Annotated in this window: 9 protein-coding genes; 3 read left to right on the top strand and 6 right to left on the bottom strand. The window is 70.2% G+C overall.

What is annotated here, in order from left to right:
• Positions 1 to 75: 75 nt before the first annotated feature.
• From AB0F04_RS17895 to AB0F04_RS17880, 4 genes are all read right to left on the bottom strand, one after another.
• Positions 76 to 1,488 carry a non-reducing end alpha-L-arabinofuranosidase family hydrolase gene (locus AB0F04_RS17895; RefSeq protein WP_362042556.1) on the bottom strand — a complete coding sequence of 471 codons (1,413 nt, stop codon included), beginning with the start codon at positions 1,486 to 1,488 and terminating at the stop codon, positions 76 to 78.
• Between the two features lie 188 nt (positions 1,489 to 1,676).
• Positions 1,677 to 3,989: a beta-L-arabinofuranosidase domain-containing protein gene (locus AB0F04_RS17890; protein WP_362042554.1), complete on the bottom strand. Its 2,313-nt coding sequence runs from the start codon at positions 3,987 to 3,989 to the stop codon at positions 1,677 to 1,679.
• A 341-nt stretch (positions 3,990 to 4,330) separates the two neighbouring features.
• Entirely contained in the window at positions 4,331 to 5,518 is a 1,188-nt protein-coding gene (locus AB0F04_RS17885) for a GTP-binding protein (RefSeq protein WP_362042552.1), read from the bottom strand.
• Positions 5,519 to 5,687: 169 nt separating this feature from the next.
• Positions 5,688 to 6,956 carry a DUF418 domain-containing protein gene (locus AB0F04_RS17880; RefSeq protein ID WP_362042550.1) on the bottom strand — a complete coding sequence of 423 codons (1,269 nt, stop codon included), beginning with the start codon at positions 6,954 to 6,956 and terminating at the stop codon, positions 5,688 to 5,690.
• Between the two features lie 214 nt (positions 6,957 to 7,170).
• Between AB0F04_RS17880 and AB0F04_RS17875 the strand changes: the two genes are divergently transcribed.
• Both AB0F04_RS17875 and AB0F04_RS17870 read left to right on the top strand, forming a co-directional pair.
• Complete coding sequence (locus AB0F04_RS17875) at positions 7,171 to 7,386, top strand: hypothetical protein (RefSeq protein WP_362042548.1); 216 nt, start codon at positions 7,171 to 7,173, stop codon at positions 7,384 to 7,386.
• Between the two features lie 128 nt (positions 7,387 to 7,514).
• Positions 7,515 to 9,299, top strand: coding sequence for an ABC transporter ATP-binding protein (locus tag AB0F04_RS17870; protein ID WP_362042546.1), 1,785 nt, complete (start codon positions 7,515 to 7,517; stop codon positions 9,297 to 9,299).
• A gap of 49 nt (positions 9,300 to 9,348) precedes the next feature.
• On the opposite strand, the gene AB0F04_RS17865 is transcribed toward AB0F04_RS17870, so the two are convergent.
• Together AB0F04_RS17865 and AB0F04_RS17860 are read right to left on the bottom strand one after the other, a co-directional pair.
• Positions 9,349 to 10,461 carry a histidine kinase gene (locus AB0F04_RS17865; RefSeq protein ID WP_362042544.1) on the bottom strand — a complete coding sequence of 371 codons (1,113 nt, stop codon included), beginning with the start codon at positions 10,459 to 10,461 and terminating at the stop codon, positions 9,349 to 9,351.
• Complete coding sequence (locus AB0F04_RS17860; protein ID WP_362042827.1) at positions 10,458 to 11,117, bottom strand: response regulator transcription factor; 660 nt, start codon at positions 11,115 to 11,117, stop codon at positions 10,458 to 10,460. The genes AB0F04_RS17865 and AB0F04_RS17860 overlap by 4 nt, the downstream gene beginning before the upstream one ends.
• Before the next feature lie 199 nt (positions 11,118 to 11,316).
• Between AB0F04_RS17860 and AB0F04_RS17855 the strand changes: the two genes are divergently transcribed.
• A complete protein-coding gene (locus tag AB0F04_RS17855) occupies positions 11,317 to 11,607 on the top strand; it encodes a DUF6183 family protein (protein WP_362042825.1) in 291 nt (96 codons plus the stop codon).
• The last annotated feature ends 9 nt before the right edge of the window (positions 11,608 to 11,616 follow it).

The following is an 11,616-nucleotide window of genomic DNA, read 5'->3' as shown; positions in this document are numbered from 1 at the left end:
TCCCGGCCCGCACAGCGGTAGCCGCCGTGCGGGCCTGATCGGCGGGTCAGGAGTGTGTGATCACGTGCACGCGGGTCAGCGTCGCAGGGTGAGGAGACCCGGCCGGTACGGCAGTTTCAGGTAGTCCGTGCCGTCCGACGCGGGGGTCCTGCCCTGGTACAGGAACTGCAGGTTGCAGGGGTCGACGGTCATGGTCTGGTCGGCGGTGGTGCGCACCAGGTCACCGTGGCTGATGTCGTTGGTCCAGGTGGCACCGCTGTTGGCCTTGCCGGCGAAGGGGCTGCTCTCGCTGCCGGCCTGCACTGTCCACGGACCGTTCAGGCCGGCGGCGGTGAAGGAGCGGAAATAGCGGCCGTTCGCGCCCATCGCCTCGACGATCATGAGGTACTGGTTCTGGCCCTTGACCTTGTAGACCTCCGGCGCCTCGAACAGCTTCTCCTTCGTGTCGCTCATGACCGTGGTGTACGACGAGCCGAAGCTGGCCGGGAAGTTCCCGATCGGCATGGTCGACTTGTAGATCTTGCCGTTGTCGTCGGCGAAGAACATGTACATGTTCTGGTCGTCGGCGATCATGGTCGGGTCGATCGGGCCGCTTTCGGGCAGGCTGCCGGTGAACAGCGGCTGCGGGGCGGACCAGCCGTTGGGGTTGGTGGGGTCGGAGGACGTGCGGTAGGTGAAGGGCCAGGCGGTACCCCACCCGTTGGAGGTCAGCACCCAGATGTTCTTGGGCGCGAAGTAGAACAGTTTGGGCGCCACCGCCAGGCCCGGGCTCATCCCGGTCTGGGTGGCCGTCGCCATGTCCGACCAGTTGGTGAAGGGACGGAACGCCATCGTGCCCCAGGACGACCCGTCAGAGGTGGTCGCGTAGACCAGCTGCTTGCCGTTGTACGGCACGGTGGTGAAGTCCTTCAGCGCGACCCAGCCGTTCGACGGCTGCGCCAACGGGCCGGTCGACGACCACCGGTACGCCGACGGGAGAGCACACGTGTCGCCCGGCGGTGCGGACAGCCCCGTCCACTTCTGGTTGCTGCCGCCGTGGCAGTTCCAGAGCTGCACCGCCGTGCCGTTGCCCGTGGCGCCGCCGCTGACGTCCAGGCAGAGCCCGGACTCCACACCGACGATCGTGCCGTCGGAGTTCACCCGCCACTGCTGGTTCGCACCGCCGTGGCAGGCCCAGATCTGCACCCGCGTACCGGCCGTGGTGGCGTGGCCGGGCACGTCCAGGCACTTGTTGCCGTACACGGTCAGCCGGTTGTCGTCCGTCAGTGTCCACTGCTGGTTGGTCCCGCCCGTGCAGTCCCAGAGCTGCAGGTTCGTGCCGTCCGTCTGGCCCGCGTTCGGCACATCGAGGCACCGCCCTGAACCGGCGCCGCGTAGCGCGCCGCTGGTGGCCGCCTGAGCCGGGTTGGCGACGAGTGTCGCCGCCGAAGCGACCAGGGCCGCGAGCACCACGGACAGATGCCGGGCGCTGAAACCACGTCTGCGCATGGGGGTCTCATTCCTTGAGGGAGCGGTTCCGGTCGGCCTCGTCACAGGCCCCGGCCGGACTGGTGATGCGCTACGACCCGGCCTTTGACGCTCGCCCTGACGAACGACGATGTTCGTCATGTCGAACAATGGTCGAAGTGTCGCGCAAGGGAGTGGGGAGAGTGATCAGGGTCTGCTTCCGGGGGGCGTCAGTTCCGCACGAGGCGCCAGCGGTTGTCGGCGGTGCCGTCGTCCGAGTCCTGCACCGCGAACGCGCCGACAGCGGTGGAGTCGTTCGCGATGGCGAGCAGCTTGCCGCTGTGCACGTTGCGGATCTTGTAGGTCCCGTCTCCCTGCTCGAGCAGCGTCCAGCGGTGGTCGGCGGTGCCGTTGTCCGCCCACTGCAGGACGGTCGCGTTGTCCGCCGTGGACATGTCCTGGACACCGAGCACCTTGCCGCTGTGGGCGTTGCGGAAGCGGAACCCGTTTCCGTCGGGGATCATGTGCCAGTCGTGGTCGGCGGTGCCCGAGTCGTTCCATTGGAGGGCGCGGCCGCCGTCGGCCGTGGACATGTTCTGGATGCCCAGCACGAGACCGCTGCCCACGTTGGCGAGACGGACGGTGCCGGTACCGCTGGTGTTCCAGTAGACGGTGTAGTTGTGGCCGTGCGCGTCGTGGAACGGGCCCAGGCTGACGGTGGAGCCGTTGGCCCTGGCGGTGAAGGCGAGCGCAGTGCTGCTGGTCCGTGTGATCGAGGACGTGTCCAGCGTCGGGAGGGAGGTGAGCGCCCGGTCGCCGTAGTTGCCGGACAGGACCACCGGGCCGTAGGTGATCGCGGCGACGTTCGCGTTGTCGTTGGCCGCCCGCATGACGACCCGCATGGGCAGGCGGACGGTGACCGTGTCGCCGGAGGCCCAGGAGCGGGTCAGGGTGGCGTAGCTGCCGGGCGTGGTGGTGATGTTCTGCGCCGCGCCGTTGACGCTGACGGTGGCCCCGGAGGTCCAGCTCGGGATGCGGATGCGCATCGCCCAGGTTCCGCCGGCGTTCCCGCTGACCCGCAGGGTCGTGGTGTCGCTCACGGGATAATTCGTCGTCTGGGTGACGGTGATGCCGCGCTCCGGCCAGTTGAGCACCGAGGGCACGAACATGTTCACGATCAGCGTGCTGTCACTGCGGTAGTAGAGGGAGTCCATCAACCTGGTGTGCATCTCCAGGCCCGTGCCCTGGCAGCACCAGAAGGTGCCGTAGTCGGTGCTCCACGTGCCGCCGCCCCACGCCGGGCCCACACCGCGTCGGCCGCCCGGGTTGAGCGGGGTGAAGTAGGTGACGTGGCCGTGCTCGTCCGCCGGGTTCTGCTGGCCGATCATCTGGTTCAGCCACGCCTGCTCGTAGTAGTCGAACAGGGCGGCCCGATTCGGGTCCAGCGCGAACAGCTCCCGGGTGAGGGTGAGCATGTTGAAGGTGTTGCAGCTTTCGCACGTGTCCTTGTTCAGGTAGCCGGCGATGGCGTTCGGGGCCCGGAAGTGCTCCGCCTGACTGTTGCCGCCGATGGCGTACGTGTGGTTGTCGACGCAGAAGTTCCAGGCATGGGTGGCGATGTCCCGGTACCGAGCGGTGCCGGTGGCCTTGAACTCCCGGGCGGCTCCGATCCACTTGGGTACCTGCGTGTTGGCGTGCAGTCCGCTGAGCCGGTCCTGGTTGGCCGCCAGAGGGTCGAACACCGCGGCGTGATCGAACCGCTGGGCGACGGTGAGCCACCGCGCGTCGCCTGTCTGCTGATAGAGATCGGTCAGCACGGTGTTCATGCCGCCGAACTCCGTCTGCAGCATGGCCTGCATCTGCTGGCCGCTCAGCCGGCCGGTGCGCCGGTCGACCCACCCTGCCAGGGAGAGCAGGACGTCACGGGCTTGTGTACTGCCGATGTGGCGCCACACGTCCAGCAGGCCGGCCAGGGTCTTGTGGATGGTGTAGTACGGCACGTTGCCGTTGCTCAGGGTCCGCTGCTCGAGAGCGGTGAAGTCCGACTCGGGGTAGCCGGAGAGATACCCGGCGCCGAAACCGGCAGCACTGTTGTTGGCCTGGCATCTGGCCAACTCCGCGACCATGTGGGTTGCCTTGTCCCGGCAGACGGTGTCCCCGGTGACCGCGTAGAGCTGTGCCCAGGCCGTGAGGAAGTGCCCTTGGACATGGGTGCGGAAGGGGAACGTCGGCGCGTCCCAACCGCCGTTCGCCGCCGCGCCGTTGGTGGACAGGCGGTGGTTGGCGCGAAAGTTGTACAGCAGCCGGTCGACATCGACGAACCGCAGGTAGTTCCGGGTACGGTCCTGGTTGTCCAGCCAGCGGCTCGCGGTCAGCCGGACCTGGCCGAGCGCGAAGGGATGCGCGGACACCCCGATATCGGCCCTGGCCTGAGGGGCGGCCGCGTGGGCGGGCGATGCGCCGATGAAGGAACCGGTGGCAGAGGCGGCGGCCGTGGCCCCGGCTGCTTGCAGGAGACGCCGTCTGCTGACGGAGGAAGACATCTCGCACCTTTCGGTGGGGAAGGTGACTGCTTGGTCTTCGGTGCGTTCGCTCACAGGTCGGGCGGTCGGGCGCGACGCGTCACGTGCTCATGCGTCGGGGTCTCGGTTCGATCAACTCTCTCGAGGGATACATGGGATGGATTAACGGATACGGACGTTGCTCCTGTCTAGTCTCGCGACACGGAATACTTGGCTACTTGCGAGTTTCGTCCGGCTCACGCCTCTGACGTCGCGTCAAGCATGGGAGTACCGGGCTGACAAGGCGCGCGGCGCCGGCCGCAACCGGAGGAGCAGGGCAGTGTGGTGGGGGCCCGCGCGAGGTCGCCGTCCGGCCCGGAGTCTCAGTGCCCCGCCACGGCGGCGAGAGGGTCGTGCTCGTGTGCGCAGCTCTCGTCGAAGCCGTAGGTGTCCCAGACGGGAAAGGGGTCGGTGGCGGGCGGAGCCTCGTCCTCCCGCATGAGGCAGTCGGCCAGAGCCGCCTTCAGGGATCCCGCGTCCAAGCGGGTGCCGATGAACACGAGCTCCTGGGCGTGAGGGCTGTCGGTGTCACGGGCGGAGGAAGGCTCGAAGCGTGCCACGGAACCGGCCTGGGACCACAGTCCCGTCACACGGGGCCGGCTGGCCAGTGTGAAGAATCCCTTGGACCTGAGGACCTGCCCGTGGGCGCCGCTGTCCAGTGTCTCCGTCACGAACGTCCACAGCCGCCCGGGATGGAAGGGAGCCGAGGATCGGAAGACGGCCGAGGAGATGCCGTACTCCTCCGTCTCGGGGACGTGGTCGCCGTTCAGTTCCCTGACCCAGCCCGGAGCCTGCTGTGCTCGCTCGAGGTCGAAGCGGCCCGTGCCCAGGACCTCGCCGACCGGTACGCGGCCCCGCACGGCCGGCACGACGTGGGCGGCGGGATTGAGGCGGGCCAGGGCGGCCCGGAGTCGGCGGGCGGACGCGGCGTCGACGAGGTCGAGCTTGTTGACGACGATGACGTCGGCGAACTCGATCTGGTCCATCAGCAGGTCGCTGACCGTGCGTTCGTCGTCCTCGTACTGGTCCAGGCCCCGTTCGGCCAGTTCGTCGCCGCCGGCCAGCTCGGGGAGGAAGTTGGCGGCGTCCACCACCGTGACCATCGTGTCCAGCCGGGCCAGGTCGCCGAGGGTGGCACCGTCGTCGCGGGCGAAGGCGAAGGTGGCGGCCACGGGCATGGGCTCGGAGATGCCGGAGGACTCGATGAGGAGGTAGTCGAAACGCCCCTCGCGTGCCAGCCGGTCCACCTCTTCCAGCAGATCGTCGCGCAGGGTGCAGCAGATGCATCCGTTGGTCATCTCGACCAGGCGTTCCTCGGTGCGCGACAGCGCCGCCTCGCCGCCGCGCACCAGGGCGGCGTCGATGTTCACCTCGCTCATGTCATTGACGATGACGGCGACGCGCAGCCCTTCGCGGTTGGTGAGGACATGGTTGAGCAGGGTGGTCTTCCCGGCGCCGAGGAAGCCGGACAGGACGGTGACCGGAAGGCGCGGCGAGGGGGCGTGAGTCATGCGGGGACCAGCCTCCGGTGTGGAGCATTCGGGCACGGCCATGAGGACCTCCGGATGCGATCGGTGGGCGGGGCAGACGATACATGAAAATGGATTTCATTACGATTTCACCTCTCCGGGGCGGCTCGGGCCGGGGTGGAACGCCTCCGCGCTCCACCCCGGCCCGGTCTCATCGGATGTGCTTCGCCGGCTTGGTGGCGGTGTTGAGCAGGTACTCCAGGGGGCCGCGGCGGAAGAAGCGGGACCAGACGGCGGCGAACAGGGTGGCTCCGAGGACGAACATGAGCAGCGGTCCCCAAGACTGCTGGGTGCTGGTGCCGGCCGGCAGGGACAGCGCGGACTGTGCGAGGAAGTGGCCGACGTAGGCGGTCAGCGACATGGTGCCCACGGCGATGACCGGCTTCGCCAGGCGGCGCAGTCGCGGCAGGCGGTCCATCGCCACCGTCGCGCCCACGATCACGAGGATCGCGACTCCGACACTGCCGATGATGTCGAACGTGGTGCCGCTGTGCGGCCCTGCCATCAGCAGTGACGACGCCGGCATGTCGGGGAACGACCCGCCGTCGAGGGGCACCGACCCGCTGCCCGCGGGCAGCGAACCGGAGCTCCCGGACGACGACCCGTCCTCCGCCATGCTCCGCAACGCGCCCTTGCCGGCGAGCAGCAACGACATGCCGTACGCGGCCACGGTGAGGGAGGCACCCAGCGCGGCCAGGCGCCGCCGGACGGTGCCGGAGGACAGGTCGAGGCGGCCCAGCGCCATGCCCGCCGTCACGAACGACATCCACGTGAGCGCCGGGTAGAAACCGGTGAGCAGCAGATCGAGCAGTCCTACGTCGCTGAGGCGGTGGAGTGGGTCGTAGGCGTTGATGCTCCGCTGGGCCGACGGCGTCAGCAGCGCGTTCAGGGCGAACGCCAGCTGCGGAGTGACGAGGGCGAGAGCCGCCGCGATGATCGCGAGCGTCCTGGCGCGCAGTCGCACCAAGGGCAGGGCCAGCAGGAAGTAGACCCCGTAGAAGCCGAGGATGATCACGCCCCCGTACTCCATCGCCATCACGGTGCCCAGCGCCAGCAGGATCACGGCGCGGATCGCGATGCGGGCCTTCGCCCGCCGGCCGGCCACGCCGGTCTTCGGCTCACGGCGGCCCGCGAGCAGCATCAGTGAGAACCCGGCGAGGGTGGCGAACAGGACCGATGAGTGACCGTCCGCCAGGTACCGGATCCCGGCGGCGACGCCGGTCGTGGCCGACAGCGGGGGACCGATGTGCACGACGTACATGCCGAACACCGCCAGTGCGCGGGCCAGATCCACCCCGACGAGGCGGCCCATCGGGGGACCTGGCGAGTCCGGCACGGCGGGCTCGGGGGAAGTACGGGGCGGCGGAGGCGGGTTCTCCTGCGGCGCCTGCGTCTCCTGTGGCGGCTGCGTCTGTGTCATACGGACAACCTCGCGTGGGCGCCATGGAGCGGACCATCCGGCAGTCATCGGTCCCGCCCCCGCCGGTCGGCGGGTACCGCCCTGCCGATCGGCGGAGGCTCCTCTCCGGCCCGGTCCGGCGCGACCGGACGGCTGCCTTCTCCAGCCACTCGGCGGGGGTGGACCCGACAGGTGCCGGATGGTCGCCGGCCGGAAGGGCTCAGAGGCTGGCGGCATGACACATCGTGCGCTACGCGACGACCGCCGGGACTTCCCGGGAACACCGGTCGACGTACCCGGCCGTGACGCCGTCCCGGGCAGGGGCGAACTCCTGGAGCTTCTCTGTCTGACGGCTGCGGCGGGCGTGTTCGTCCTGTTCGTCCTGCGCCCTGAGGTCTCCGAAGGGCTGGCGCACGCCCTCGCCGCGAGGGCGGCCGTCTTCGTCGGCTAGCCGACACCGGCCGGCGCCCGTGGTGAGCCGACACCGGCTCACGTCCGCGGTGTGCCGGCACCTGATCACACCCGTGGTGCGCCGGACCGCTCATGCGGTGCCCGGCGACCGCAGAGGAAAGGAACTTCGTGAACACCGCATCCGCCCTGACGACGGACGAAACGTCCCTGTCCGTCCGGGAGACGGTCAAGGCACTGGGCGCCTACGTCCGGCCGCACCGGTGGGCCGTCGCGCTGGGCCTGCTGTGTGCCCTGGCCGGGGCAGCCGGGGGACTGCTGCAGCCACTGGCCACGAAGGCCCTGGTGGACCGGCTCGCCTCCGGTGAGACCATCACCGGGATCCTGGTCGCGCTCACCGTGCTGGTGCTGCTGGGCACCGCTGTCGAGGCGTTCGGCGCGTACGTGCTGGAGCGGACGGCGGAATCGGTGGTCCTGGCCGCGCGGCGCACCCTCGCGGGGCGGTTGATGCGGCTGCGGATCGCGGAGTGGGAGCGCATCCCGCCGGGCGATCTGATGTCCAGGGTCACCTCGGACACCACGCTGCTGCGGGCCGTCAGCACCCACGCGGTCGTCTCCGCCGCCACCGGAGCGGTGGCCCTCGTGGCGGCGATCGTGATGATGGCGTACCTGGACGTCGTGCTGCTGGGTGTGACGCTCGGTGTGGTCGTGGTGGTCGGCGGGGCCGTCATGCTCGTGATGCCGAGGATCGCGCGGGCCACCGAGCGGTCGCAGGAGGCGGTCGGGGAGATCTCCATCGTGCTGGAACGGGCGCTCGGGGCGTTCCGTACGGTGAAGGCGTCCGGTGCCGAGGAGCGGGAGAGCGCCCGGGTGGAGGCGGCGGCACAGCGGGCGTGGCAGCACGGTGTGAAGAGCGCGAAGTGGGAGGCCGTGGCCGGCTCGGCCGACGAACTCGCGGTCCAGCTGGCCTTCCTGGCGGTGCTCGGCGTCGGTGGGGCGCGGGTGGCGTCCGGGGAGATTCCCGTGTCCACCCTCATCGCCTTCCTGCTGTACCTCTTCTATCTGATAGAGCCGGTGTCCAAGCTGATCGACGCCGTGACCTCCTATCAGGAAGGGGCGGCCGCGATCTCCCGGATCACGCAGGTGGAACGCCTGTCGACGGAACCGACCGCCCGGCGGCCGGCCCGGCCCAGTCGGCCGGCAGCGGTGCAGGAGCCGGTGTCGGTCCGCTTCGAGGACGTGTCCTTCCGCTACCGCCCGGACCAGCCGTACACCCATCGGCAGGTGAGCTTCGAAGTGCCGCGCACCGGCATGACCGCCTTCGTCGGACCTTCCGGTGCGGGCAAGTCGACGGTGTTCGCGCTCATCGAGCGGTTCTATGAGGCCACGGGCGGCCGGGTCCTGGTCGACGGCACGGACGTACAGGACTGGCCGCTGCCCGGGCTGCGTTCCGCCATCGGCCATGTGGAGCAGGACGCGCCGGTGCTCGCCGGCACGCTGCGGGAGAACCTCGTCTTCGCGGCCCCCGAAGCGACGGACGACGACATCCGCGACGTCCTGGCCCGGACGCGACTCGACACCCTCGTCGAGCGCCTGCCCCAGGGTCTGGACACCCTCGTCGGACACCGGGGCTCGAAGCTGTCGGGCGGCGAGCGGCAGCGCATCGCCCTTGCCCGCGCCCTGCTCCGCAAGCCCGGGCTGCTTCTGCTTGACGAGGCGACGTCGCAACTCGACGCCGTCAACGAGCTCGCGCTGCGAGACGTCATCACGGAGCTGGCCCGCGAGACCACCGTGCTGGTGGTGGCCCACCGCCTGTCGACGGTGACGGGCGCCGACCGGATCGTCGTCATGGACGGCGGACACGTCCGGGCCGTGGGCACGCACGAGGAACTGGTGGCCAGGGACCGGCTGTACGCGCGACTGGCGGCCACCCAGCTCCTGGTGCCCGCGCCATGACCCACCATCCGTCAGCCGACGGATCAGGGTGTCCATCACAGGGAGGGCGTCAGCTCGCGCTGAGGGGAATCCGCAGCCGCACCCGGTAGCCGCCCTCCGCGGTCGGAGCCGCGTCGAGGGTGCCGTGCAGGATGTCGGCCCGTTCGCGCAGGCCGACCAGGCCCTGCTGCGAGCCGGGCAGGGAGAGGGAAGGGCGGGTCGGTGCGGAGTTGGTGACGGTCACTCCGATGCCGTCGCCGTCCTGCCACAGCTCGACGCGTGCCGTGGCACCGGGGGCGTGCTTGCGGACGTTGGTCAGCGCTTCCTGGACCGTACGGTAGAGGGCCCGTTGCGCGGGGGTGCCCACGGCGGGCGGAAGCTCACCCGTCAACTCGGCCTGGGTGCCGCTGGACTCCACCAGCTTGCGCAGGTCGGCCAGGGTGGGCTGAGGGGTCAGCTCGGTGGCGTGGCCGCCGGAGGCGCGCAGCAGGGTGACCATGGTGCGCAGTTCGTCGAGCGTGGTCACGCTCAGCGCACGGATCGTGCGGGCGGCCTCCTCGGCGTCCGCGTCCTTGGCGGCGACCTGAAGGGCTCCGGCCCGTACGGCGATCAGGCTGACCTGGTGGGAGACCACGTCATGCATCTCGCGGGCCAGCTGGGCGCGTTCCCGGGCGAGTACGGCCTGTGCGTGCAGGGCCCGCTCGTGCTCCCTGGCCTCCTCGATCTCGGCCAGCCGCCGCGCCAAGTCCCGTTGTGCCTGGAGAAGCTGGCCGCACAGGACCGGTGCGGCGCTCGTTGCCAGGCCGTACACGAAGAAGACCAGTGTCATGGTGCGGTCGACCTCGGCCAGGGGCCACGGAGTACTGCTCGCGACGGCGGCCAGGGCGACGCACACCGCGAGGAGAGGGCGGTTGCGGGAGCGTTCGGCCAGCGTGAACAGCGCCACCAGCACGGCGACGGCGACGTCCTGCATCAGCGCGATGGGCAGGGTGAGCAGGAAGACGCCGAGCGGGAACCTGCGCCGGAACGCCAACGCGGCGCAGCCGACCGCGGCCAGGGCCACCCCGAGAGGCGTGTGCTCCCCCATGCTCACCACCCCTACGTCCACCGCTGCCGCCGCCACCACGACGAGGTCGACGACCGGCGCGGGAACCCGCTCCCACAGGGCACGGGCACGGCTCATCGGCCGGCCTCCGACCGCGGGTGCTCGTCGAGCAGGCCGGCTCGCTGTGCCAGCAGCGCGGCCTGCACCCGGCTCGCCACGCGGAGCTTGGTGAGGATGGCGCTGACGTGGTCCTTGACCGTGCCGGCGCCCAGGTGGAGGCGTGCCCCGATGTCCGCGTTCGACAGACCCTCCGCCACCAGGAGAAGGACGTCGCGTTCGCGGGGGGTGAGGAGCCGCACCCGGGCCGCCTCCTCGTCCACGGCCACCTGGGTGCCGGGGTGGCTGTGCAGCAGGGTCCGCGACGCCTTCGGGGACAGCACCACACCGCCGGCGGCCAGAGTGCGCACCAGTTGGGCGAGTTGCTCCGGCTCGGTGTCCTTGAGCAGGAAACCGGCCGCGCCCGACTGCAGCGCGGTCAGGATGTACTCGTCGGCGTCGAACGTGGTGAGCATCGCCACGACCGGACCATCCGGCATCGTACGTACCTCGCGCAACACGGTGAGCCCGTCGACGTCCGGCATCCGGATGTCCAGCAGGACCACGTCGGGCCGCTCGCGGCGGACGGTTTCCACTGCTTCACCACCGCTCGCGGTGGCGACGACCTCGATGTCGTCGGAGGCGCTCAGGATGAGCCCGAAACCCGAGCGGACCAGGGCCTCGTCGTCCACCACCACCACTCGGATCACGTGTCCTCCGCCTCACCTTCGTCCGTGCCGCCTGCCGATGTCCGCCTCGACTCTAGAACGCGGAGGAAGGGCCAGCGGCCCCTCGCACGGCGGCTCCAGCCGCCCGGCGGGGTAGCACCCTCCGGTCGGCGGGGGCACCGCAGCCCGATCCGGGCTTCGGGCGGGCGCCGAGTGCCGCTGCCGGGCTCTGCCTCGCGGACGAGGCGCAGGGCCAGCTGGTCGACGTGGCTCACCTCGACCCGGCTCAGCGGTTCCTCTGGGGAGTCTCTACGCGCTCATGGGGCTGCCCGCCGAGGTACCGCTCCTGGAAGCCGTGCGGCGCGCGGCGGATCACCGGTGGCTGCGGTTCATGGCGTTCACGGACTGGTTCCACCACGACACCTCGGACGTGGCTTTCGCCGTACTCGTTGCCGACCGGACCCGGGTCGCGGTGCCGGCGGCGACGGATACCGAAGCCGACCGGGGCGATCTCGGGTAGCAGAATCCC

It is taken from the genome of Streptomyces sp. NPDC029041, assembly GCF_040637515.1.
In the GTDB taxonomy this organism is placed as follows: Bacteria; Actinomycetota; Actinomycetes; order Streptomycetales; family Streptomycetaceae; genus Streptomyces.
This window is presented reverse-complemented; position numbering and strand designations above follow the sequence as displayed.